We start from the raw sequence: 21,528 nt of genomic DNA, 5'->3' as shown, positions 1-21,528 counted from the left end.
GTTCTCCTGCGGTGGACAATGGAACCGCAGCCAGTATGCGCGCCCGGGCCGCGGCAGGCATTACGCAGCGCAGGAGGTGCCCATCACCGGAAGCTGGGCTGCATCAGCGCGTCGAGGAAATGCGGCAGCACCCGCGGCTCCACCAGCAAAGTGAAGACCACGCCGTAGGCCGCACCCCACAGGTGCGCGCTGTGATTGACGTTGCCCTGCCCGCGCCGGTCCATGTAGATCGAGTAGCCGGTATACAGCACGGCGTAGACGATCGCCGGCATCGGGATCACCAGCACGATGATGAGCGACCACGGCGCCAGCAGGATGAAGGCGAACAGCACCGCCGACACCGCGCCCGAGGCGCCGAGGCTGCGGTAGTCCGGGTTGCCGCGGTTCTTCAGGTAGGTCGGCAGGATCGAGACCACCAGGCCGCCGATATAGAACAGCGCGAAGCCGAACGGCCCCATGCGCGAGGCGAAGAAGTTCTCCATCACGCGGCCGAAGAAGAACAGCGTGATCATGTTGAACAGCAGGTGGCCGAAGTCCGCGTGCACCAGGCCGTAGGTCACCAGCCGGTGGTATTCGCGCTGGCGGGCGATCGCCGGCGGCCACAGGATCAGGTCGTTCAGCAGGCGGCTGTTCTTGAACGCCATGAACGAAACGATGCAGGTGATGGCGATGATGACCAGGGTGATCGGCATGGGCGGTTCCGCGTCCGGCAGCAAAAGCGCACATCTTGGCGCCGCCGCCGCGGCTTGTCGACTTCCGCGCGCATGCCCCTGCCGTCGCGTCACATGCCGGGAAATCACTGCCCGTACCCGCGGCGGGCAGCTATCATTCGCCGTTTTACGCGGCCATCCGGTCGCCCGGCGCATACCATGACCCCGCTTCGCTACCTGCATCTGGACGTCTTTGCCGCCACCTTGGGCGGCGGCAACCACCTCGGCGTGGTCATCGGCGCCGGCGGCTGGAACAGCGAGGCGATGCAGCGCTTCGCGCGCTGGACCGCGCTGGTCGAAACCACCTTCCTGCTGCCGCCGACCGATCCGCGGGCCAGCTATCGCGTACGCATCTTCACTCCGCACAAGGAGATTCCGTTCGCCGGCCATCCCAGCATCGGCAGTGCGCATGCCGCGCTCGAATGCGGCCTGGCCCAGCCGCGCGATGGCCTGTTGTGGCAGGAATGCGGCGCCGGCGTGCTGCCGATCCGCGTGCTGGGCCATGGCGCCCAGCGCGAACTGCTGCTGCAGTCGCCCGGCGAGCGCGTGCTGGATACCGGCCGCGACGCCCACCCGCGACTGGCGGCCACGCTGACCGGCATCGAACCAGGCGTGCTGCCGCCGGCGCTGGTCGACGGCGGCCGCCGCTGGTGGTTGGCCGAGGTGGCCGACGAAGCCGGCCTGCGCGCCTGGCAACCCGACCATGCGGCGATCGCCGCGCTGGCGCAGGCCAGCGACAGCATGGGCCTGTGCGCGTTCGCCCGCAGCCGTCACCCCGACTACCAGCTGGTGGTGCGCGCGTTCCCGGCCGGCGTGGGCATCGTCGAGGACCCTGCCTCCGGCGCCGCCAACGGCCTGATCGCCGCCTACATCGCCCACGCCGAACCGCACGGCCCGCTGGCCCGCGGCTACCAGGTCAGCCAGGGGCGCGAGATCGGCCACGACGCGCAACTGATCGTGCACATCGACGACGACGCGATCTGGGTCGGCGGGCGCAGCCATACGGTGATCGACGGCACGCTGCAGTGGGCGCCGTAACGCCTCGTGCCGGCTATTCGCGCTCGTCCAGATGCGCCCGGCGCGCGGCGACCAGCGCCAGCGCGGACCAGTCCAGTTCCGCGTCGCCGGCGGCCAGCGCCTCCAGCATGGCGTCGCGCAGCACGCCGGCGAACGGCAGCGGCACGCGCTGCGCGTCTCCCGCGGCCAGCGCCAACCCCACATCCTTGTAGCCCAGCGGCAAGGCGAACCCGGCCGGCTTGAAGCGCTGCTCGGCGATCAGCTTGCCGTAGCCCTGATAGGCGGGTGACGCAAACAAGGTGTTCGTCATCACGTCGAGAAAGTCCGCGGCACTGACGCCGTAGGCGCGCGTCAGCGCCGTCGCCTCGGCCATGCTTTCGATCGCGCTGGCCAGCATGAAGTTGCCGGCGATCTTCGCCACGTTGGCGCGCTCCGGCGCATCGCCCAATGGCCATACCCTGCTGCCCATCGCCTCCAGCAACGGCCGCGCGCGTTCGATCGCGGCCGACCCGCCGGCCACCAGGATATTCAGCCTCGCCGCGGCGGCCATGTCCGGACGGCCGAACACCGGCGCGGCGACGTACTCCAGTCCGCGTTTCTCATGCTCCGCGGCCAACTGCTGCGCCAACGCCACCGAGATCGTGGCGTGGTTGACGTGCACGGTGCCGCGATCCATCGCGTCGAGCAGGCCGCCGTCGAGGAACACCTCGCGTACCGCCTGGTCGTTCGCCAGCATGCTGCACAGCACCTCGCCCTGCGCGGCGCGATCGGCCGTCTTCGCTACCCTGGCGCCCAGCGAGGCCAGCGGCTCGGTGGCCGCGACGGAGCGGTTCCACACCGTCAGCGTGTGGCCGGCCGCCAGCAGGTTGCTGGCCATCGCGCTACCCATCGCGCCGAGACCGATGAATCCGACTTTCATGCGGGTGTCCTCGTGTCGAAACCGGCGCACAGTGAAGCACGCGGGATATTCAATCCATGCGAAGTCCAGCACGCGGGCAGCTCATGCCGCCTGCCCTGCCGCCTGCCCCGAGGCCCACGCCCACTGGAAGTTGTAGCCGCCGAGCCAGCCGGTGACGTCGACCACCTCGCCGACGAAATACAGCCCCGGCACCAGCTTCGACTGCATCGTGCTGGAGGACAGGCCGTCGGTGTCGACGCCGCCCAGGGTGACTTCGGCGGTGCGATAGCCTTCGGTGCCGCTGGCGATGATCGGCCAGGCGTTGAGTTGCGCACCGATCTGGCTCAGGTCGGCGTCGCGGTACTGGCGCATCGGGCGGCTCTCCAGCCACCGCTCGCACAGACGCTGCGCGAGGCGTTTCGGCAGCACGTCGCCGAGCACGGTCTTCAATTCCGCCAGCGGCCGCGCCGCGCGCTGCTCGACCAGATGCGCGCCGGCGTCCCGGTCCGGCAGCAGGTCGATGCGCAGATCGTCGCCGGGCTGCCAGTACGAGGAAATCTGCAGGATCGCCGGGCCGCTGAGGCCGCGGTGGGTGAACAGCAGCCCGGCACGGAAGCCCTGCTTGCCCACGCACGCCTCCACCGCGGGCAGCGCCACGCCGGCGAGGTCCGCGTAATGCTCCTGATGCTTGCCGCTCAAGGTCAGCGGCACCAGCCCGGCGCGCGTGGTCAGCACGGCGTGGCCGAACTGGCGCGCCAGTTCGTAGCCGAAACCGCTGGCGCCCATGCTGGGGATCGACAAACCGCCCGAGGCGACCACCAGCGATTCGGCGTGCACCTCGCCGCGCGCGGTGAGCACGCTGAAGCCTTCCGGCGTCTTGCGCACGCGCTGCACGCCACAGTTCGCTTCCACCGTGGCGCCGGCGGCGGCGCATTCGTCCAGCAGCATGCGCACGATCTGCCTGGACGAGTCGTCGCAGAACAGCTGGCCCAGTTCCTTCTCGTGGTAGGCGATGCGGTGTTTTTCCACCAGCGCGATGAAATCCCACGGCGTGTAGCGCGCCAGCGCGGACTTGGCGAAATGCGGGTTGGCCGACAGGTAGTTCGCCGGCGTGGCGCCCATGTTGGTGAAGTTGCAGCGCCCGCCACCGGACATCAGGATCTTCTTGCCGACCTTGTTCGCGTGATCGACCACCAGCACGCGGCGACCGCGCTGGCCCGCGGCGATCGCGCACATCAGGCCCGCGGCGCCGGCGCCGATGATCAACACGTCCACTTTCACGAACCGGCATCCTCGCGCCGCCACGGGTCGCGCATTATCGCCCAGCCGCATGGCTTACACTTCGGCCCTGTTTCCAGCGAGCCGCCGCCATGCCTTCCTTTGACGTGATCTCCGAAGTCGACAAGCACGAACTGACCAATGCGATCGACCAGGCCAACCGCGAGCTGACCACGCGCTTCGACTTCAAGGGCGTGGACGCGAAGTACGTGCTGGACGATGGCGTGATCACCCAGAGCGCGCCCAGCGAATTCCAGCTGCAGCAGATGCTGGACATCCTGCGCGGCCGGCTGACCGCGCGGAAGATCGACATCCGCGCGCTCGACGTCGGCGACCCGGAAACCAACCTGGGCGGCTCGCGGCAGAAGATCACCGTGAAGCAGGGCATCGAGCAGCCGGTCGCGAAGAAACTGGTGGCCGAGCTGAAGGCGGCCAAGCTCAAGGTCGAGGCGCAGATCAACGGCGACAAGCTGCGCGTCAGCGGCAAGAAGCGCGACGACCTGCAGCTGGCGATGGCGGTGCTGCGCAAGGCCGACGTGGAACTGCCGCTGCAGTTCGACAATTTCCGCGACTGAGCTTCCGCACCGCTCCGTAGGGCGGGCACGGCCCGCCGCCTTCCATGACGGCGCAAGGCAAGAGCAGAAGCCGGCGGGCAGTGCCCGCCCTACAACAGCCGCGCGGCCTCAAGCCTTTGACAGCAGCCGCCCACCCATCGCCGAATTGACCGCCATCACCACGATTACCGCCAGCGCATGGGTCAGCAGGTCGGTGGCAGCGGAGTCGAACGCGTGGCAGATCTCCAGCAGGCTGGCCGAAGCCGCCGCGCTGGCCAGCCCGATCAGCACCGCGGTGAGTACCGGCCGCAGCGGGCAGGCACGGCGCAGCAGCACGATCAACAGCGCGGACAGCGGCACCGAGAAGCCGATGATGAAGAGCAGGCAGTCGGCGCTCTGATGCACTCCGGCGAGTTCGGTGCCCGGTGCGATCCAGGTGCGCAGGCAGCCGAGGCCGCTGGCGCCGATCCACAGCAAGGCCCCGGGCAGCGGCAGCCACGCCCATGCCGCACGCCGCCCCGGCACGCCCAGCGCGAACGCGGCCCACGCCGCGCTGATCGCGGTGACCGCCGCGCCGATGCCGGCCCAGGCCAGGTCCGGCGTGGCGGCCCAGCGCCGCAGCATCGGGTCCGCGCCGTAATGCATCAGCAACCCGGCCGCCAGCGCCGCCACCAGCAGCAGCCAGCCGGCGGTGCGCAGCCATGGCGGCGGCAGCCGCCGCACCGGCACCAGCGCGGTGCCAAGGCGGCCGATCAGTGCCTCATGGGATTGCGGGTCGGCCATCACGTCAGGGTTCTCCATGGAAACGTTCGCGCAGTGCCTTCAGCGCACGATGCAGGTTCACTTTCAGCGCGCCAGTGTTGCGCCCGGTCAGCTCGGCCGCCTCGCTGAGCGAACGTTCGCGCAGGCCCAGCTGCTCCACCGCCTCGCGCTGGCCCGGCGGCAGGTCGGCGATCGCCTCGTGCAGGCGCTGCGCGCGCTGCTCGCCTTCGGCCGCCGCGCTGGCGTCGCTGCTGTCCGGATGCTGGTCGAGCGCGAAATCGTCGTGCAGTTCGCGGCTGTCGCGCCGACCGCGGCTGCGCAGCGCATCGATCGCGCGGCGGCTGGCGATCGCAGTCAGCCACGCGTCGTACGAACGGGTCGGGTCGTAGGTGTGACGCACCCGATGCACGGTGATCAGGGTTTCCTGCACCACGTCGTCCAGGCCATCCGGCGCGACGCCCTGGCGCCGCGCCGCGGCGCGGATCAGCGCCACCGAATCGGCCAGCAGCTTCTCGTAGGCACGCCGGTCACCGGCCTGCGCAGCCGCCATCCACGCCGCCCGGCGCCGGTCGGGCGATTCGCTGTCGTTCACCGTGGCGACATCGGCTGGCATGGTCTGCTCGAGACTCGCCCGCAGGGAAAGTCCACTATCTAGACCCATGCAGGCGGTGGCGGTCAAGGCTTGCGACATGCTTCGCTCCACGGCGGAACGCCTGTGAGGTATTCGCCGCAGCCGGCGCCAACGTTACTTCATGCCAGCGTGTAACCCTCGCCGGCGCAACGGCGAATAACCAGACAACCTTCCACGGATGCCCCCCATGCTCGTGCTGATCCTTGCCTACCTCGGCGGCGTACTGACCATCCTCAGCCCGTGCATCCTGCCGGTGCTGCCGTTCGTGTTCGCCCGCTCCGACCGGCCGTTCATGCGCAACGGTTTCCCGATGCTGCTGGGCATGGCGATCACCTTCGCCGCAGTCGCCACGCTGGCGGCGCTGGGCGGCGGCTGGGCGGTGCACGCGAACCAGTACGGCCGCTGGGTGGCGATGGCGGTGCTGGCCTTCCTGGGCCTGACCCTGCTGTCGACCCGCCTGGCCGAATGGATCACCCGCCCGTTCGTGGCGCTGGGCAACCGGCTGTCGCAGCGCTCGGCCGGCGACGGTGACTCGATCTGGGGCGCGGCCGGTCTCGGCGTCGCCACCGGATTGCTGTGGGCACCGTGCGCGGGGCCGATCCTGGGCCTGCTGCTGACCGGCGCGGCGCTGAACGGCGCCAGCGTGCAGACCACCTTGCTGCTGCTCACCTATGCCGCCGGCGCGGCCACCTCGCTGGGCCTGGCGCTGCTGATCGGCGGCAAGGTGTTCGCCCTGATGAAGCGTTCGCTCGGCGCCGGCGAATGGGTGCGTCGCGCGCTCGGCGCGCTGGTGCTGTGCGGCGTGGCCGCGATCGCGCTGGGCCTGGATACCGGCCTGCTCACCCGCGTTTCGCTGGCCAGCACCAGCGGCATCGAACAGAAGCTGATCAACGCCGTGCGCCCGGCACCGGCGCCACGGCCGGCACCGAAGGCTGGCGAGCCGCTGCCGGTGGAAGGCAGCTTCCCGTCGCTGGCCGGCGCCACGCAATGGCTGAACAGCCCGCCGCTGACCACCGAGTCGCTGCGCGGCAAGGTGGTGCTGGTCGATTTCTGGACCTACTCCTGCATCAACTGCATCCGCGCGCTGCCGTACGTGCGCGGCTGGGCCGACAAGTACAAGGACCACGGTCTGGTGGTGATCGGCGTGCATGCGCCGGAGTTCGCCTTCGAGAAGGATCCGGCCAACGTGATCAAAGCCGTGAAGGACCTGGGCGTCGACTACCCGGTCGCGCTGGACAACGATTACGCGATCTGGCAAGGCTTCGACAACCAATACTGGCCGGCGCACTACTTCATCGACGCGCAGGGACAGATCCGCCACCACCACTTCGGCGAAGGCGAATACCGGCAAAGCGAAGACGTGATCCGCCGGCTGCTGGCCGACGCCGGCCAGAAGAACCTGCCCGGCGGCTACGTCAGCGACGACCACCGCGGCGTCGAGGCGGCCGCGTCGGAGGACCCCACCCGTTCGCCGGAAACCTACGTCGGCTACGCGCGCGCGATGAACTTCGTCGGCGGCCGGGTGGCGCGCGACGACGCGCGTGATTACCGCGCACCCGCCTCGCTCGCCGTGAACCAGTGGTCACTCGACGGGCGCTGGACCGTGCACGACGAAAACGCTCAGCTGGCGCAGGCCGGCGGCCGCATCGTCTATCGCTTCCGCGGCCGCGACCTGCACCTGGTGCTCGGCCCCGCCGCTGACGGCAAGCCGATCCGCTACCGCGTCAGCATCGACGGCAAGCCGCCCGGCGCCGATCACGGCATGGACACCGACGCGGGCGGCAACGGCACGGTCACCAGCCAACGCCTGTACCAGCTGGTACGCCAGGCCCATGGCAGCGGCGAGCGGCTGTTCGAGATCGAGTTCCTGGATCCGGGCGTGCAGGCGTATGCGTTCACGTTCGGTTGATTGATTGCTGCATGCATCTCCACGGAGGCTGTCATGTCCCGCATCGATGAAACCCTCGCGATGGACCGCCGCCGCTTCCTGCGTGCCGCCCTTGGCGGTGGTGCGCTGCTCGCCGTCGGCGGCGGACTGCTGCTGCCGCGCCTGCACGCGGCGGCGAATACGCCAGTCGGCACGCCCGGCGAGGTATTGCTGGAAATCTTCGACGACGCCGGCCACGACCTCGGCGCGCGCAAGGTGGCGAAGCTGGTGCTGAGCGACGCGCAATGGCGCCGGCGGCTGTCGTGGGCGGCGTACGAAATCATGCGCCGCGACGGCACCGAGCCGGCCTTCAGCGGTGATCACGAAAAGCCCGCCAGACCCGGCCTGTTCCGCTGCGCGGCCTGCGCCACCGCGCTGTACGACGCGGCCACCGAGTTCGATTCCGGCACCGGTTGGCCCAGCTTCTGGCAGCCGATCGCGAAGACCAACGTGATCGAACGCAGCGACCACAGCTTCGGCTGGGTGCGCACCGCCGTCTCCTGCGCCGGCTGCGACAGCCACCTCGGCCACGTCTTCGACGACGGCCCGCGGCCGACCGGCCTGCGCTACTGCATGAACTCGGTGGCACTGCGCTTCGTGGCGCGCGCGGCAGCCTGATCGCCGAAGCGGCCTATCGGCCTTCCCGCCACCACGGCCACCAGCCACGCCCCGAGCGCGCGTAGCGGTCGGCCGCGCGCTCGAACGGGTTGCGCACGCTGATGCCGCCGCACAACAGATACAGCGGCAGGAACAGCGGACCCAGCAGCATGTACTGGTAGACATGCGCACGTTCGTGGTCGGCCAGCGACACCGGCGGCTCGATGCCACGACCGGCGCGATGCGCGTAGGTGAGGCACGGCACGTCCAAACGCTCGCCAGTGTGCACGATCACGTTGCCCAGGGTCAGCGCCCCGCCGCGCCCCCACGGCCAGCACCGCACCACCAGCGCCAGCTCGCGCGGCTGCCAGCGCAGGCGCGCACCGAAGGCCAGGCCGACCGCGCCGACCAGCAGGCCGAGCGCGCTGTTCGGCAGCGTCCACAGCATGCCAAGCACGAGCAGGCTTCGCCGCGGCCAGCGTGAAACGGATAAGACGGGGTGTCGCAGCATGTCGGCTCGGCTTGGTTTCGGAAACGGGCGCCGCCATCTAGCCAGCGTTGGCGCCTGCGCCGTCCGTGACCGGAGTCTGCCATGAGTACACCGCTGGCCATCCCCTGCCCGCATTGCGGCGCGCTGAACCGCGTACCGGCCGAACGCGCAGGCGAGCACCCGAACTGTGGCCGCTGCAAACAGGCGTTGTTCGAGGGACGTCCGGTGGAACTGACCGCGGCGAACTTCGACGCGATCGCCGGCCGCGGCGACCTGCCGGTGCTGGTGGATTTCTGGGCGCCGTGGTGCGGGCCGTGCGTCGGCTTCGCGCCGGTGTTCGTGCAGGCCGCCGGCAAGTTCGAACCGCGCCTGCGACTGGCCAAGCTGGACACCGAGGCGCAGCCGCAACTGGCCGGGCGCTTCAACATCCGCAGCATTCCCACCCTGATCCTGTTCAGGCAGGGCCGCGAGGTCGCGCGGCAATCCGGTGCGTTGAACGCGGCGCAGCTCTCGCAGTTCGTCGAGGGAGCGCTGGCGCGCGGCTGATCAGCGGGTACCGCCGGCCGCCTGCCAGCGCAGCCAGTCGATCACCGCGGCCACCGCCGCACGCGGCTTCGCCGGCGGCCGCACGATCCAGTACGACGGTCCCAGCGGCACGTCGAGCTCGCCGAACGGACGCAGCAAACTGCCGTTCGCCACGTCGTCCGCGGCCAGCCGGTGCCGTGCCAGCGCCACGCCCTGGCCCTGCATCGCCGCGCGCAGCACCAGGTCGGACGAGGTGTAGCGCGCGCCACCCTGCAGCGAAAGCCTGGCCGGCCCGTGTGCCTGCCGCCACAACTCCCATGCCGCCTGCGGGTCGCGATCGTGCAGCAAGCGCAGGCCAGCCAGCTGGGCCGGTTTCGACGGACGTCCGGACGCCTGCCACAGCGCCGGGCTCATCACCGGATACAGCGCGTCGTCCATCAGCGGTTCGGCATGCAGCGCAGGCCACGGCCCCTTGCCCATGCGGATCGCCAGGTCGATGCGGCCGTCGTCCAGCGCGTCGAGGCGCTGCTCCACCTGCACCGACAGTTCGATCTTCGGATGCGCCTTTTCCAGCGCAGGCAGTCGCGGCAGCAGCCAGCGGATCGCAAACGACGGCGAGGCGGACAAGGTCACCGCGTGCGCCGGGCGGGTCTCGCGCAACGCCGCCACCGCCTGTTCGATCTCGCGCAGGCCAGACAACGTGGCGCGACCCAGCGCCTCGCCCTGCGGCGTGAAAACCAGCGCGCCGCGACCCGCCGCCGTGCGCAGCAGCGGCACGCCCAGCCACCGGTCCAGTTCGCCCAGGTGCCGGCTTACCGAAGAATGCGCCATGCCCAGCTCGCGCGCCGCGGCGCGCACGCCGCCGTGGGCGTAGACCATGGCAAAGGCACGCAAGGCATTCAGCGGCAGCTCGTTCATGGTCGGAATTCTAGACCATAAGCCGTTCGACACAGACCAGCCATCGGCTTGAACATGCACTTCATCCGACCATTCACGATGAAGGACATGCCATGGATCCGTTGCTCGCCGCGTGCGGCCTGCTCTGCGTGGCCGCGATCACACCCGGCCCGAACAACCTGGTGGTCCTGCGCGCGGCAGGGCAGGCCGGCCTGCGCGGCGCGCTGCCGGCGGTCATCGGCATCGTGTGCGGCGGTCTGTTGCTGCTCGCGGTGATGGCGCTGGGTGCAGGTGCGGCGTTCGCCACGCACCCGCCACTGCGGCGCTGGACCGGCGCGATGGGCGCCCTGTACCTGATCTGGCTCGGCGTGTCGCTGTGCGTGGCCGGCATCGCGCCACGGCACGCCGTCGCGACGTCGGCGGCCTTGCCGGCCGGCATCCTGGGCCTGATCGGCTTCCAGTTCCTCAACCCGAAAAGCTGGGTGATCGTGCTGACCGTGCTGGCGGCGGTGCCGGCCGCCGGCCTGCGCGACTACCTGCCGCTGGCCGGACTGTTCGTGCTGATCCCCGCCCTGTGCCTGCTGCTGTGGGCCGCACTGGGTGCATGGCTGGCGCGCTGGCTGGTGCGTCCCACGGTCCGCCACGGCGTCGACATCGTGATGGGCGCCCTGCTGGTCGCCTGTGCCTTCCTGCTGCTGATCGAACCCTGACTCACTCTTTGCTCACCGGAGATACCGAGAATGACCACCTTCCACACGACTCCCGTCCGCCGCGTGCTGTGCCTTGCCGGCAGCCTGCGCCGCGATTCCTGGAACCGCCGCCTGCTGCAGGCGGCCGTGGTCCAGGCGCCGGCGACACTGCAGCTGGACGTCTACAACGCGCTGTCCGCCGTACCGCTGTTCGACGAGGACCTGGAACGGCGCGAACCGGCCGGCCCCGCCAGCGTGCAGGCACTGCGCGCGGCGATCGCCGCCGCGGACGGCCTGATCATCGCCACGCCCGAGTACAACCACGCCATGCCCGGCGTGCTGAAGAACGCGCTGGACTGGCTCTCGCGCGAAAGCCCCGCCGGCGAAGTGTTGTCGGAGAAGCCCGTCGGTGTGCTTGGCGCCAGCAGCGGTCCGTGGGGTACGCGCCTGGCGCAGGCCTCGCTGCGCCAGGTGCTGCATGCCTGCGGCGCCCTGGTGATGCCGGCGCCGACCCTGTTCGTGGCAAACGCGGCCAGCCGCTTCGACGCCGACAGCGCACTGACCGACCTGGCCACCGTACAGTCGCTGCAGAGCTTCACGCTGGCGTTCGAGCGCTGGATGGAACGCCTGGCCCCGCCGCTGCGTATGCCGGTGCCCGCCGTGGCGGCACGGCGCTGACCGCCATCACCCATGCCTTTACGCACCCCCCGGCCGCCGTGCCGCCGGTTAAGCTTGCCGCTTTCGCCCGCGAGGAAACGCCGTGCACAAGTCCCTGCTTTCCGCCCTGCTGGCCGCCTTCGTGCTGGCCGGCGCCGGCCTCGCCCCAGCCTTCGCCGCCGACGGCCACAAACCGGCGGCAGCAGAGGGGAGCAGCAGCGACGGCTTCCAGTTGCCGCCGCTGCCGGCCGATGCGCACGTGACGCAATCGACCACGGTGGATGGCCGCACGCTCAAGTACACCGTCACCGTCGGCTCGCTGCCGGTGCGCGACGACAAGGGCAAGACCACCGCCGAAGTGGTGTTCACCGCCTACACCATGCCTGGCAAGGATCGGCCGGTGACGTTCGCGCTGAACGGCGGTCCGGGCGCCTCGTCGGTGTACCTGAACCTCGGCGCGATCGGGCCGAAGAAGGTGAGCTTCGGCGTCGAGGGCGACAGCCCGTCCGACCCGGCCACGCTGCACGACAACCCCGGCACCTGGCTGGGCTTCACCGACCTGGTGTTCATCGACCCGGTGGGCACCGGCTACAGCCGCGCGCTGGTCGACGACAAGGAGGCGACCCGGCAGTTCTACAGCACCGACAGCGACATCAAGTACCTGTCGCGCATCGTCTACGACTGGCTGGTCAAGAACGGCCGCATGGGCTCGCGCAAGTACCTGGTCGGCGAGAGCTACGGCGGCTTCCGTGGCCCGCGCATCACCGAGTACCTGCAGACCCGCCTCGGCGTGGCGATGAAGGGCGTGGTGCTGCTGTCGCCCTACCTCGACCCGGCGGCGTACCACGACGAGAACGTATCGCCGCTGCCGTGGATGCTCACCCTGCCCTCGATCGCCGCCGCGCACCTGGAGCGCGAGCACAAGCTCAGCGCCGAGGCGATGGCGCCGATCATCGAGTACACCCGCGGCGAATACGCCAGCGACCTGATGCGCGGCCGCTCCAACCCGCACGCCACCGACCGCGTGGTGAAGAAGGTCACCGAGCTGACCGGGCTTGACCCGTTGTTCGTCAAGCGCTCCGGCGGCCGCATCGAGACCCAGGCCTACCTGCGCGAGGTGTACCGCGCCGAGGGCAAGCTGGGCAGCCGCTACGACTCCAACGTCACCGCCTGGGACCCGTTCCCGTATGCGCCGCACCAGCAGACCGGCGACCCTATCCTCAACGGCATCATCGCACCCACCACCACGGCGATGGTCGACTTCGTCACCCGCGTCGTGGGCTGGAAGGTCGACGCCCGCTACAACGCGCTCAGCTACGAGGTGAACAAGCTGTGGCACGAGGACGAGGACGCCGACAAGGGTTCGGTGTCGCAGCTGCGCGAGGCGGTCGCCAACGACCCGGGCCTGCGCGTGCTGATCGCTCACGGCTGGGACGACCTGTCCTGCCCGTTCATGGCCTCGGTACTGATCGTCGACCAGATGCCGGCGATGGGCGACCCGACCCGGGTGCAGGTGAAGAACTATCCCGGCGGTCACATGTTCTACGCGCGGGCGGACAGCCAGGCCGCATTGACCGCCGACGTGAAGGCACTGTACGGCGTGAAATGATCCGCTGGCCTGCGCGCAGGGCCGGCATCGCCAGCCCTGCACCGTGGCTCATCGCGCCGCCGCGCCGGCACGCACCAGGTACTGCACGCTGAACATCCGTTGCGGATCGGTCCACACGCGCTTCACGGCCAGTCCGGCCCGGGCAGCCAGCGCGGTGAAGTCCTCCAGCGAATACTTGCAGCTGTATTCGACCTGGATCGCCTCGTCGGCGCGGAACTTCACGTTCGCACGGCCCACCTTCACCTGCTGCTCGCGGCGGCTGACCAGATGCGTTTCGATGCGCCCGGCCATCGGGTTGTAGTGCGCGCGATGGGCGAACGCCGACAGTTCGAAGTTGCTGCCGATCTCGCGGTTGAGCCGCGCCAGCATGTTCAGGGTGAACTCGGCGGTGACGCCGGCGCGGTCGTTGTAGGCCGCCTCGATCAGCGCCGGGTCCTTCTTCAGGTCCACCCCGATCAGGATGCCGCCGGCGTCGCCCATCTCGTTGCGCATCTTGCGCAACAGGACAGCCGCTTCGCGATTCTCGAAATTGCCGATGGTGGAGCCGGGGAAGTACAGCACGGTGCGCCGCGGCGCACGCGGCGGGATCGGCAATCGCAGCGGCTTGCTGAAATCCGCACACAGCGGTTGCAGTGGCAACTGCGGGAACGCCGCGGCCAGCCGCTCGACACTGCGCCGCAACGGCTCCGGCGAAATTTCCACCGGCACGTAAGCCACCGGCGCGCGCAGGTGTTCGAGCAGCATGCGGGTCTTGTGCGCGTTGCCGCTGCCGTACTCGACCAGGCGCACGCCGCTGCCCAGTTCATCGGCGATGCTGGCCGCGTGTTCATCCATCAGCGCGATCTCGCAGCGCGTGAGGTAGTACTCCGGCTGCTCGCAGATCCGCTCGAACAGCGCCGAGCCGCGCTCGTCGTAGAACAGCCACGACGGCAGCCGCTTGGGCTTTGCACCGAGGCCGCGCTGGACGACTTCCAGAAGATCGCTCGACGGTGGGCGACGCTCGTCGTCGCTGAGGCCAAAGGGTTGCACGCTGCTCATCGGTCCTGTCCCAGTCGTAGCCCGGCAAACTGCCAGCGGGCCTGGGGTGGAAAGAAATTGCGGTAACTGGCGCGCAGGTGATCGCGCGGGGTGACGCAGGAACCGCCGCGCAACACCCATTGGCCGCACATGAATTTGCCGTTGTATTCGCCCAGCGAGCCGGGCAGCGGGCGGAAGCCCGGATAACTGATGTAAGGCGATGCGGTCCATTCCCACACATCGCCGTAAAGCTGCTGCAGCCCTGCATCGCCATTGGCCGCACGCGGCTGGAAGCGACCCTCGTCCTGCAGGTTGCCGTCGATGTCGACGCCCTGCGCCGCCGATTCCCATTCGGCCTCGGTGGGCAGCCGCGCACCGGCCCAACGCGCGAACGCCTCGGCCTCGTAATAGCTGAGGTGACAGACCGGCTCGTGCGGATCGAGCGCACGCACGCCGGCCAGGGTGAACTCGCTGGCCAGGTCGTCCTGCCAGTAGAGCGGATGCTGCCAGCCCTCGCGCTGCACCGTGGCCCAGCCGTCGGACAGCCACAGCCCGGGTTCGCGGTAACCGCCTTCGCGCACGAACGCCAGGTATTCGGCATTGGTCACCGGCCGGTTGGCCAGCGCGTGCGGCTGCAGCAGGGTGCGATGGCGCGGCGTCTCGTTGTCGAACGCGAAGCCCTCGCCACGATGGCCGATCTCGACGATGCCCTCGCAACCATCGACGAAGCGCAGCGGCACGGCTTTCGTACCCGCCGCCGCGATCGGCGCGCGATAGGCCGGCTGCAACGGATTGCACCAGAGCGCGTGCTTGATGTCGGTCAGCAGCAGCTCCTGGTGTTGCTGTTCGTGCTGCAGGCCCAGCTCGACCAGCCCGGACAGTTCCGCGTCGTCGTTGCGGCCGAGCAGTTCGCCCACCGCGTCGTCGATGTAGCGCCGGTAGTCGCGCACCTCGTCCAGCGACGGCCGCGACAACAGCCCGCGCTGCGGCCGCGCGTGCATCGGGCCGACCGACTGGTAGTAGGAGTTGAACAGGTAGCGCCAGGCCGGATCGCGCGGCCGGTACACCGGGTCGCGGCCCAGCACGAACTGCTCGAAGAACCAGCTGGTATGCGCCAGGTGCCACTTGCCGGGGCTGGCGTCGGGCATCGACTGCAGCTGCAGGTCCTCGGCGCTGAGGCCGGCGCAAAGTTCGAGTGTCCGCTGCCGCACCCGCAGGAACCGGGTCGCGATGCCTGCAGGTGCGGACGAGTGCCAGGTCGTCATCGCACCTCCCCGGGCACAGCCGGCAAGGCGGCCGCACGGCATGAGGTGTCGAGTGCTCTATCGCTCAAACGCATGTCCGCCAGCATGCCGCGCCAATCGTTCACTTCTCGTGATATGAAGATGGCAGATACTTTGCAGCGGCCTTCCCCATGCCGGTGCCAGTGCGGGCCGGCATACAGTCCCCGTGAGCGAATCACGGTATGCGTATTACCCGAACGGATGAGGTAACGCCCATGAAAACGATTCTCCCCACCCTGCTGCTCGCTCTCGCCGTCGGCACCGGCACCAGTGCCGTGCAGGCTGCCGAGACGGCGCCTGCCCGCTCGCCGCTGCCCGCGGGCGACTGCATCGACACCACCCAGATCAACGAGTGGCACATCGTCGACGATCGCACCGCCATCGTGCGCACCGGTCCGAAGCGTTACCTGGTGACACTGCAGAGCGCCTGCCCGCGACTGGGCACCCCGCCGCCCGGGCTGATCTTCCGCGCCAACCCGTCCAACGCCGTCGTCAATCGCGGTCGCATCTGCGGCGAGGTAGGCGAGACCGTGCATTCGCGCTACCAGCCGCCATGTGCAATCGAGTCGGTCAGCAAGATCGACAAGGAGCGCTTCGACCAGCTCAGTGCTCGTGCCACGCGCCATGGCAGCGGTGCGGAACAGCCGACGGCCATGCCGCCCGTCCACTGAACGAGCGCCGCGCCGGCTTGCACCCACAGGCGAAGGGCCCGGACATGCCGGGCCCTTCCTGTTTCTGGCACATCCGCCGATCGGCTCAGTCGTCGTAGCCGTCGTCGCGGATGTAGCGGGTCTGGTACGGGTCGTCGTATACCACCGTGCGCGTCTCGACCACGCGGCGGCGCACTACCGGCGCATCCTCGTAGATCACCGTGCGCGGCGGGCCGTACACCACCGGCGCTCCGTAATAGACCGGCGCCGGACGCAGCGCATTGTCGACCAGGCCGATCACCGCACCGGTGACGATCGCGCCGGCGATCCAGCGACCGCCGCTCCAATGACCGCCATGGCCGCCGTAGTAACCACCGTGATAGCCGCCATGGTAACCGCCGTAATAACCACCGCCGTGGCCGTGGTAGCCATGACCCCGCGCAGACGCGCTCAGTGGCATCGCCACTGCCGCTGCGACTGCCAGACTGATGGCTGCCAGCTTGCCTGCACCACTGAAACGTCGGGTCATGATCGTTCTCCGTTGTACGGGACGGATGCTCGTCCGATCACGCTTAATATGCACTGAAGGGTTCATTTTTTGATGTGCGCGGTGTCCCACGGATTGATTTCGGGGTCGGCCTTGCGCCGACGCAGCAGCCAGCAGCCGTGGATGTCGGCGCGACGGGCGAAGTCGAACGGGATGCTGGGCGTGGTCCAGTCCTCGATCTCGAAGTGCTGCGCCAGCGCCTCACGATCCAGCTTGAAGCGGCGGAAATTGTTCGAGAACACGATCACGCCGTCGCGGGTCAGCCGCTGGTTGCAGGCTTCCAGCAGCTTCACGTGGTCGCGCTGCACGTCGAAATCGTCGGCACGCTTGGAGTTGGAGAACGTCGGCGGGTCGACGAAGATCAGGCCGTAATGGCCGCGGTCGCGCAGCAGGAATTCCAGCGCATCGAACTGCATCAGCCGGTGGCGGGCGCCGGTGAAACCGTTCAACGCCAGGTTGCGCGAGGCCCATTCCAGGTAGGTGGCGGAAAGATCCACGCTGGTGGTTTCCAGCGCGCCGCCGGCCGCGGCGTACACGCTGGCGGTGGCGGTGTAGGCGAACAGGTTGAGGAAGCACTTGCCGTCGGCCAGTTCGCGCAGCTTGGCACGCACCAGCCGGTGGTCGAGGAACAGGCCGGTATCCAGATAGTCGGTGAGGTTGACCAGGAACTTCAGGCCGCCTTCTTCCACCTCGATGAATTCGCCGCGCTGGTCGAACTGGCCGTACTTGGAGCCACCCTTGCCGCGCTCGCGGGTCTTGATCGCGATGCGCTCGCGCGGCACGCCGAGCACTTCGCCGGCGACGCGGGCGAGCTCGCGCAGGCGCAGCCGCGCCACGTCGGCCGGCACGTCGGCCGGTGCGCGGTACTCCTGGATGTGCAGGTGGTCGTCGCCATGCGTGTCGCCGTAGACGTCGATCGCGGCGGCGTACTCGGGCAGGTCCTGATCGTAGGCGCGCCAGCAGCGGATGCCCTCGCGGGCGAGCCGCTTGCGCAGGTGCCTGGCGTTCTTCTCCAGCCGGTTCTTCAGCATCTGCGCACCGGCCGACAGCGGCTTCGGTTCGCGCGGCTTCTCGTCGCGCTGCTTCAGGTCGAAGGTCAGCAGCACGGTTTCCAGCGCGCCGTTGTACAGCACGTAGCGCTTGTCCGCATGCAGTTGCATCGCGCGGCCCAGTTCGGCGTCGCCGGCCAGCACTGCGGCACGCCAGCCGCTAAAGCGGTTGCGCAAGGTGTCGCCCAATGCGCGGTACAGTTTCGGCATCTCGGCGCGATCGCCGAGCCGCTCGCCGTACGGCGGATTGGTGATGACCAGGCCGTAGCCGACGCCCGGCGGCGGCGCGGCGTGCGCCACGTCCTGCCGGTCCAGGGTGAAGAAGCCGGCCACGCCCGCGGCCTGCGCATTGCGTTTGGCCGTCTGCACCATGCGCGGGTCGGCGTCGCTGCCGAAGAACACGCTGCGCAGGCCGCGCAGGCCGGTCTCGGCGCGCAGCGTCGCCTCGTCCAGCAGGCTGCGCCACAGCGCGATGTCGTGCTGCTGCCAGCCGAGGAACCCGAAGTACTCGCGGCGCAGGCCGGGCGCCGCGTCGGCGGCCATCAGCGCGCCTTCGATCAGCAGCGTGCCGGAACCGCACATCGGGTCGAGCAGCGCGCCACCGGCGGCGTACACTTCGGGCCAGTGCGCGCGCAGCAGCATTGCCGCGGCGAGGTTCTCCTTCAGCGGCGCTTCGCCCTGCTCCTCGCGCCAGCCGCGGCGGTGCAGCGGCGTACCGGCAAGATCCAGCGACACGGTGGCGCGATCGCGGCGCAGGCGCACGTTGATGCGCACGTCCGGCTCCTCGGTGTCGATGCCGGGGCGTGAACCGTCACGCTGGCGGAACTGGTCCACTACCGCGTCCTTCACCCGCAGGCCGACGAACTGGCTGTGGGTGAGCTTGCTCAGCGCAGTGCCGGCATCCACCGCAAAGGTAGCGTGCGCGGCGAGGTGTTCGCTCCAGTCGATCGCCTGCACGCCGCGGTACAGCGCCTCGTCGTCGGCCGCGTCGAACACGGCCAGCGGCAGCAGGATGCGGCTGGCCAGGCGCGACCACAGGCAGGCACGATAGGCAGTTTCCAGCGTGCCGGAGAAGTGCACGCCGGCCAGCGCCTCACGCACATCGAGCGCGCCGAGCGCAGCCAGTTCGTCGCGCAGCAGGTATTCCATGCCTTTCGGGCAGGTGGCGAAGAACGCGCCTGAGGGAAGCCGGTTCATGCGGCGACCGCCACGCGATCCAGCAGCAGACGAAACTGCGCCGCGATCGCGTCCATGCTGGTGCTCAGTCGATGATCGTCATCCAGCACCAGCAGCGGCAAGCGGCGCCTCGCGGCGAACGCGTGCACGCCGGCCAGCGGGCATACCTCGTCGCGCCAGCCGTGGACCAGCGTGGCGGGCACGCCCTCGCGCAGATCGAGCGGCCGCGCGTAACCGGGGATCGCGCTCGGCGTGGCCAGCAGCAGCAGGCCGGCCACCGGCGCGTCCAGCGAGACCAGGCCGGAAATGAATGCGCCCATGCTGGAGCCGACCAGCACGGGCGGCGCATCCAGCGCCTCGATGGTGGCGCGCAGGCGCGCGATGCGCGGCGCCACCGAGCCGGCGTAGCCGCGTGCATCGTCGCTGCGGTAGTCCGGCCGCTGCGTGCGCCAGCCCAGCGCCTCGGCCTGCGCGGCCAGCGCGCTGACCTTGGTGGCCTCCGGACCGGCGCCCGAGCCGTGCGAAAGGATGATCTGGCCGCGCATGGCGGGCTCCGTGGAAAACGCGAAAGGCAGGACGCGCATGGTAACAGGCGCGTTTCCGTCCCCGCCTGCCGCATGCGAGACTGCGCCGATGCCACTGACCCTGCGCGACCAGCCGCTGCCCTACGTCGACCTGCTGCCCGAACGTCCGGTCGGGGCGGTCGAGCTGGTGGTGATCCACTGCACCGAGCTGCCGGACCTGGCCATCGCGCGCGAGTACGGCGAACGGGTGCTGCACGCCAGCGGCACCGGCAACAGCGGCCACTACTACATCGACCGCGACGGCACGGTGCTGCGCTACGTGCCCGGCACCCGCGTGGCCAACCACGTGCGCGGGCACAACCCGAACTCGATCGGCATCGAGCTGGTCAACCTCGGGCGCTACCCGCACTGGTGGGATTCGCGCCACCAGCGGATGGACGAGCCGTACACCGCTGCGCAGATCGCCTCACTGGACGCCCTGCTCGCGCGATTACGCGAGGAGTTCCCGAACCTGCGCCAGATTGCCGGGCATGAAGATCTGGATACCGCATGGATGCCGGCCAGCGACGACCCTGCGCTGCAGGTCCGCCGCAAGCTCGACCCCGGCCCGCTGTTCCCGTGGAACGGCGTGCTCGAGCGCAGCGGGCTGGAGCGGATCGACGCACCCCCGGATCCCGTCCGGCCGCCACTATAATCGCGGCTTCGCCTTCGCCACGAGCCGCCCGCATGATGTCGCCCAACCACGTCGCCGAACTGGTCGAGTTGCTGCAGTTGGAACGGCTGGAGGACAACCTGTTCCGTGGCCAGAGCCGCGACATCGGCACCCGCTTCGTATTCGGCGGCCAGGTGCTGGGGCAGGCGCTGGCGGCGGCGCAGCAGACCGTGGACACCTCGCGCGAGGCGCATTCGCTGCACGCCTACTTCCTGCGCGCCGGCGACATCGAGGCGCCGATCGTCTACAGCGTGGAGCGCACCCGCGACGGCGGCACGTTCTCCTCGCGCCGGGTGGTGGCGATCCAGCACGGCCAGCCGATCCTGAACGGCTCGATCTCGTTCCAGGCACCCGAGCCGGGCGTCGAGCACCAGACCACGATGCCGGAAGTGCCGGCACCGGAAGACATCGAACCGTTGCACCCGCTGCCGCCGGGCGAACTGGCGCGGCTGCCGGTGAAGCTGCAACGCTGGCTCGGCATCGACGGCCCGTTCGAGTTCCGCCAGGTGTGGCCGCGCGACGAGCTGCATCCGGTCAAGCGCCCGCCGATCCAGCACATCTGGTTCCGGCTCACCGCGCCGATCGACGACGCGGCGATCCTGCACCGCGCGCTGCTGGCCTACGCCTCGGATTTCCACCTGATCGGCACCGCCACGCTGCCGCACGGCATCTCCTACATGACCCACAACGTGCAGATGGCCAGCCTCGACCACGCGCTGTGGTTCCACCGCCCGTTCCGCGTCGACGAATGGCTGCTGTACTCGTTCGACAGCCCCACCGCGCAGGGCGCACGTGGCCTGGCGCGCGGACAGATCTTCAGCCGCGACGGCCGCCTGGTCGCCTCCTCCGCACAGGAAGGGCTGATCCGCGTGCGCGGCGACTGAATACCGGCACCTGGCCATTCGCGTAAACTGCCTGCATGCGCCAGATCTACACCTCGCCCCGCCAGGAAAACATCGATATCGTGGTCGCCCTGATGGCCGAGCACGGCATCGAGGCCACCGTGGCCAACCGCTCCAACTACAACCGCCCGACCTGGAAGCGCTTCAGCTACTCGCAGCGGCAGGACGACCGCAGCAGCTGGGCGCAGGTGTGGATCACCCGCGCCGACGACTACACCAGGGCGCGCAAGCTGCTGCTCGACCTGGGCATCGAGCCGGTGATCCGCTACGGCGAGGAACTGGCCGCCGCGCGCAACCCCACCCCGGCCGATCGGCGCGCCCGCACGGTGGCCCGCGTGCGCCGCATCGTGCTGCTGGCCGTGCTGGCGGTGCTCGCCGTGGCGATGCTGCGCTTCCTGCGCATGGGCTGAACCGGCCGGGATGCGCC

Annotated in this window: 24 protein-coding genes; 12 read left to right on the top strand and 12 right to left on the bottom strand. The window is 69.5% G+C overall.

All coding sequences use genetic code 11. The features are described from left to right. Positions 1-83 precede the first annotated feature (83 nt). Positions 84-692, bottom strand: coding sequence for a rhomboid family intramembrane serine protease (locus R5H19_RS11615; protein WP_318159164.1), 609 nt, complete (start codon positions 690-692; stop codon positions 84-86). Between the two features lie 177 nt (positions 693-869). On the opposite strand from R5H19_RS11615, the gene R5H19_RS11610 reads away from it, so the two are divergent. Beyond that, positions 870-1,748, top strand: coding sequence for a PhzF family phenazine biosynthesis protein (locus R5H19_RS11610; RefSeq protein WP_318159163.1), 879 nt, complete (start codon positions 870-872; stop codon positions 1,746-1,748). A gap of 13 nt (positions 1,749-1,761) precedes the next feature. On the opposite strand, the gene R5H19_RS11605 is transcribed toward R5H19_RS11610, so the two are convergent. Further along, positions 1,762-2,646, bottom strand: a complete 885-nt coding sequence (locus R5H19_RS11605) for an NAD(P)-dependent oxidoreductase (RefSeq protein ID WP_343230726.1) — start codon at positions 2,644-2,646, stop codon at positions 1,762-1,764. Between the two features lie 81 nt (positions 2,647-2,727). Further along, a complete protein-coding gene (locus R5H19_RS11600) occupies positions 2,728-3,906 on the bottom strand; it encodes an NAD(P)/FAD-dependent oxidoreductase (protein ID WP_318159161.1) in 1,179 nt (392 codons plus the stop codon). An 89-nt stretch (positions 3,907-3,995) separates the two neighbouring features. Between R5H19_RS11600 and R5H19_RS11595 the strand changes: the two genes are divergently transcribed. After that, on the top strand, positions 3,996-4,478 hold the full coding sequence (locus R5H19_RS11595; RefSeq protein ID WP_318159160.1) for a YajQ family cyclic di-GMP-binding protein: 483 nt from the start codon (positions 3,996-3,998) through the stop codon (positions 4,476-4,478). A gap of 108 nt (positions 4,479-4,586) precedes the next feature. On the opposite strand, the gene R5H19_RS11590 is transcribed toward R5H19_RS11595, so the two are convergent. Both R5H19_RS11590 and R5H19_RS11585 read right to left on the bottom strand, forming a co-directional pair. Continuing rightward, complete coding sequence (locus R5H19_RS11590; protein WP_318159531.1) at positions 4,587-5,240, bottom strand: NrsF family protein; 654 nt, start codon at positions 5,238-5,240, stop codon at positions 4,587-4,589. Between the two features lie 4 nt (positions 5,241-5,244). Next, positions 5,245-5,832 carry a sigma-70 family RNA polymerase sigma factor gene (locus tag R5H19_RS11585; RefSeq protein WP_318159159.1) on the bottom strand — a complete coding sequence of 196 codons (588 nt, stop codon included), beginning with the start codon at positions 5,830-5,832 and terminating at the stop codon, positions 5,245-5,247. A 205-nt stretch (positions 5,833-6,037) separates the two neighbouring features. On the opposite strand from R5H19_RS11585, the gene R5H19_RS11580 reads away from it, so the two are divergent. Beyond that, positions 6,038-7,759, top strand: coding sequence for a cytochrome c biogenesis protein DipZ (locus tag R5H19_RS11580; protein WP_318159158.1), 1,722 nt, complete (start codon positions 6,038-6,040; stop codon positions 7,757-7,759). Positions 7,760-7,792: 33 nt separating this feature from the next. Then, a complete protein-coding gene (gene msrB / locus R5H19_RS11575; RefSeq protein ID WP_318159157.1) occupies positions 7,793-8,395 on the top strand; it encodes a peptide-methionine (R)-S-oxide reductase MsrB in 603 nt (200 codons plus the stop codon). 13 nt (positions 8,396-8,408) lie between these two features. On the opposite strand, the gene R5H19_RS11570 is transcribed toward msrB, so the two are convergent. Then, positions 8,409-8,885 (bottom strand): hypothetical protein, encoded by a 477-nt coding sequence (locus R5H19_RS11570; protein ID WP_318159156.1) that lies wholly within the window; start codon positions 8,883-8,885, stop codon positions 8,409-8,411. Between the two features lie 81 nt (positions 8,886-8,966). Between R5H19_RS11570 and trxC the strand changes: the two genes are divergently transcribed. Beyond that, complete coding sequence (trxC, locus tag R5H19_RS11565) at positions 8,967-9,410, top strand: thioredoxin TrxC (RefSeq protein ID WP_318159155.1); 444 nt, start codon at positions 8,967-8,969, stop codon at positions 9,408-9,410. Here trxC and R5H19_RS11560 read toward each other — a convergent pair whose 3' ends face one another. Then, positions 9,411-10,307, bottom strand: a complete 897-nt coding sequence (locus R5H19_RS11560; protein WP_318159154.1) for a LysR substrate-binding domain-containing protein — start codon at positions 10,305-10,307, stop codon at positions 9,411-9,413. 92 nt (positions 10,308-10,399) lie between these two features. Here R5H19_RS11560 and R5H19_RS11555 point away from each other — a divergent pair, with 92 nt between their 5' ends. The 3 genes from R5H19_RS11555 to R5H19_RS11545 all read left to right on the top strand — a co-directional run bounded on the left by R5H19_RS11555 (position 10,400) and on the right by R5H19_RS11545 (position 13,241). After that, positions 10,400-10,996: a LysE family transporter gene (locus R5H19_RS11555; protein WP_318159153.1), complete on the top strand. Its 597-nt coding sequence runs from the start codon at positions 10,400-10,402 to the stop codon at positions 10,994-10,996. A 30-nt stretch (positions 10,997-11,026) separates the two neighbouring features. After that, a complete protein-coding gene (locus R5H19_RS11550) occupies positions 11,027-11,653 on the top strand; it encodes an NADPH-dependent FMN reductase (protein WP_318159152.1) in 627 nt (208 codons plus the stop codon). An 82-nt stretch (positions 11,654-11,735) separates the two neighbouring features. Next, positions 11,736-13,241, top strand: coding sequence for a peptidase S10 (locus R5H19_RS11545; protein WP_318159151.1), 1,506 nt, complete (start codon positions 11,736-11,738; stop codon positions 13,239-13,241). Positions 13,242-13,289: 48 nt separating this feature from the next. Here R5H19_RS11545 and egtD read toward each other — a convergent pair whose 3' ends face one another. Together egtD and egtB are read right to left on the bottom strand one after the other, a co-directional pair. After that, positions 13,290-14,279: an L-histidine N(alpha)-methyltransferase gene (gene egtD, locus R5H19_RS11540; protein ID WP_318159150.1), complete on the bottom strand. Its 990-nt coding sequence runs from the start codon at positions 14,277-14,279 to the stop codon at positions 13,290-13,292. Beyond that, positions 14,276-15,523 carry an ergothioneine biosynthesis protein EgtB gene (gene egtB, locus R5H19_RS11535; RefSeq protein ID WP_318159149.1) on the bottom strand — a complete coding sequence of 416 codons (1,248 nt, stop codon included), beginning with the start codon at positions 15,521-15,523 and terminating at the stop codon, positions 14,276-14,278. Before egtB ends, egtD begins: the two co-directional genes overlap by 4 nt. A gap of 233 nt (positions 15,524-15,756) precedes the next feature. On the opposite strand from egtB, the gene R5H19_RS11530 reads away from it, so the two are divergent. Next, positions 15,757-16,212 carry a DUF6491 family protein gene (locus R5H19_RS11530; RefSeq protein ID WP_318159148.1) on the top strand — a complete coding sequence of 152 codons (456 nt, stop codon included), beginning with the start codon at positions 15,757-15,759 and terminating at the stop codon, positions 16,210-16,212. An 85-nt stretch (positions 16,213-16,297) separates the two neighbouring features. Here the strand turns inward: R5H19_RS11530 and R5H19_RS11525 are convergent, their stop codons facing one another. The 3 genes from R5H19_RS11525 to R5H19_RS11515 all read right to left on the bottom strand — a co-directional run bounded on the left by R5H19_RS11525 (position 16,298) and on the right by R5H19_RS11515 (position 19,508). Continuing rightward, positions 16,298-16,720: a hypothetical protein gene (locus R5H19_RS11525; RefSeq protein WP_318159147.1), complete on the bottom strand. Its 423-nt coding sequence runs from the start codon at positions 16,718-16,720 to the stop codon at positions 16,298-16,300. A gap of 62 nt (positions 16,721-16,782) precedes the next feature. Continuing rightward, positions 16,783-18,984, bottom strand: coding sequence for a bifunctional 23S rRNA (guanine(2069)-N(7))-methyltransferase RlmK/23S rRNA (guanine(2445)-N(2))-methyltransferase RlmL (gene rlmKL, locus R5H19_RS11520; protein ID WP_318159146.1), 2,202 nt, complete (start codon positions 18,982-18,984; stop codon positions 16,783-16,785). After that, on the bottom strand, positions 18,981-19,508 hold the full coding sequence (locus R5H19_RS11515; RefSeq protein WP_318159145.1) for an alpha/beta family hydrolase: 528 nt from the start codon (positions 19,506-19,508) through the stop codon (positions 18,981-18,983). Before R5H19_RS11515 ends, rlmKL begins: the two co-directional genes overlap by 4 nt. An 88-nt stretch (positions 19,509-19,596) precedes the next feature. On the opposite strand from R5H19_RS11515, the gene R5H19_RS11510 reads away from it, so the two are divergent. Genes R5H19_RS11510 through R5H19_RS11500 form a run of 3 tightly spaced genes read left to right on the top strand, consistent with a single transcriptional unit; the run spans position 19,597 to position 21,511 of the window. Then, a complete protein-coding gene (locus R5H19_RS11510; protein ID WP_318159144.1) occupies positions 19,597-20,181 on the top strand; it encodes an N-acetylmuramoyl-L-alanine amidase in 585 nt (194 codons plus the stop codon). 35 nt (positions 20,182-20,216) lie between these two features. Then, the gene (locus R5H19_RS11505; protein ID WP_318159530.1) at positions 20,217-21,083 is read left to right on the top strand and encodes an acyl-CoA thioesterase II; all 867 of its coding nucleotides are present in this window, start codon (positions 20,217-20,219) and stop codon (positions 21,081-21,083) included. Positions 21,084-21,118: 35 nt separating this feature from the next. Beyond that, positions 21,119-21,511 carry a hypothetical protein gene (locus R5H19_RS11500; RefSeq protein WP_318159143.1) on the top strand — a complete coding sequence of 131 codons (393 nt, stop codon included), beginning with the start codon at positions 21,119-21,121 and terminating at the stop codon, positions 21,509-21,511. Positions 21,512-21,528 lie beyond the last annotated feature (17 nt).

The organism is Rhodanobacter sp. KK11, from assembly GCF_033345435.1.
In the GTDB taxonomy this organism is placed as follows: Bacteria; Pseudomonadota; Gammaproteobacteria; order Xanthomonadales; family Rhodanobacteraceae; genus Rhodanobacter.
This window is presented reverse-complemented; position numbering and strand designations above follow the sequence as displayed.

Excerpts from the sequence above, each read along its gene's own strand:
- R5H19_RS11595 (WP_318159160.1), top strand. The coding sequence starts at position 3,996 with ATGCCTTCCTTTGACGTGATCTCCGAAGTCGACAAGCACGAACTGACC.
- R5H19_RS11525 (WP_318159147.1), bottom strand. The coding sequence starts at position 16,720 with ATGACCCGACGTTTCAGTGGTGCAGGCAAGCTGGCAGCCATCAGTCTG.
- R5H19_RS11505 (WP_318159530.1), top strand. The coding sequence starts at position 20,217 with ATGTCGCCCAACCACGTCGCCGAACTGGTCGAGTTGCTGCAGTTGGAA.
- rlmKL (WP_318159146.1), bottom strand. The coding sequence starts at position 18,984 with ATGAACCGGCTTCCCTCAGGCGCGTTCTTCGCCACCTGCCCGAAAGGC.
- R5H19_RS11580 (WP_318159158.1), top strand. The coding sequence starts at position 6,038 with ATGCTCGTGCTGATCCTTGCCTACCTCGGCGGCGTACTGACCATCCTC.
- egtD (WP_318159150.1), bottom strand. The coding sequence starts at position 14,279 with ATGAGCAGCGTGCAACCCTTTGGCCTCAGCGACGACGAGCGTCGCCCA.
- R5H19_RS11605 (WP_343230726.1), bottom strand. The coding sequence starts at position 2,646 with ATGAAAGTCGGATTCATCGGTCTCGGCGCGATGGGTAGCGCGATGGCC.
- R5H19_RS11510 (WP_318159144.1), top strand. The coding sequence starts at position 19,597 with ATGCCACTGACCCTGCGCGACCAGCCGCTGCCCTACGTCGACCTGCTG.
- R5H19_RS11550 (WP_318159152.1), top strand. The coding sequence starts at position 11,027 with ATGACCACCTTCCACACGACTCCCGTCCGCCGCGTGCTGTGCCTTGCC.
- R5H19_RS11585 (WP_318159159.1), bottom strand. The coding sequence starts at position 5,832 with ATGCCAGCCGATGTCGCCACGGTGAACGACAGCGAATCGCCCGACCGG.
- R5H19_RS11615 (WP_318159164.1), bottom strand. The coding sequence starts at position 692 with ATGCCGATCACCCTGGTCATCATCGCCATCACCTGCATCGTTTCGTTC.
- R5H19_RS11530 (WP_318159148.1), top strand. The coding sequence starts at position 15,757 with ATGAAAACGATTCTCCCCACCCTGCTGCTCGCTCTCGCCGTCGGCACC.
- msrB (WP_318159157.1), top strand. The coding sequence starts at position 7,793 with ATGTCCCGCATCGATGAAACCCTCGCGATGGACCGCCGCCGCTTCCTG.
- trxC (WP_318159155.1), top strand. The coding sequence starts at position 8,967 with ATGAGTACACCGCTGGCCATCCCCTGCCCGCATTGCGGCGCGCTGAAC.
- R5H19_RS11500 (WP_318159143.1), top strand. The coding sequence starts at position 21,119 with ATGCGCCAGATCTACACCTCGCCCCGCCAGGAAAACATCGATATCGTG.
- R5H19_RS11515 (WP_318159145.1), bottom strand. The coding sequence starts at position 19,508 with ATGCGCGGCCAGATCATCCTTTCGCACGGCTCGGGCGCCGGTCCGGAG.
- R5H19_RS11560 (WP_318159154.1), bottom strand. The coding sequence starts at position 10,307 with ATGAACGAGCTGCCGCTGAATGCCTTGCGTGCCTTTGCCATGGTCTAC.
- R5H19_RS11555 (WP_318159153.1), top strand. The coding sequence starts at position 10,400 with ATGGATCCGTTGCTCGCCGCGTGCGGCCTGCTCTGCGTGGCCGCGATC.
- R5H19_RS11590 (WP_318159531.1), bottom strand. The coding sequence starts at position 5,240 with ATGGCCGACCCGCAATCCCATGAGGCACTGATCGGCCGCCTTGGCACC.
- R5H19_RS11570 (WP_318159156.1), bottom strand. The coding sequence starts at position 8,885 with ATGCTGCGACACCCCGTCTTATCCGTTTCACGCTGGCCGCGGCGAAGC.
- egtB (WP_318159149.1), bottom strand. The coding sequence starts at position 15,523 with ATGACGACCTGGCACTCGTCCGCACCTGCAGGCATCGCGACCCGGTTC.
- R5H19_RS11610 (WP_318159163.1), top strand. The coding sequence starts at position 870 with ATGACCCCGCTTCGCTACCTGCATCTGGACGTCTTTGCCGCCACCTTG.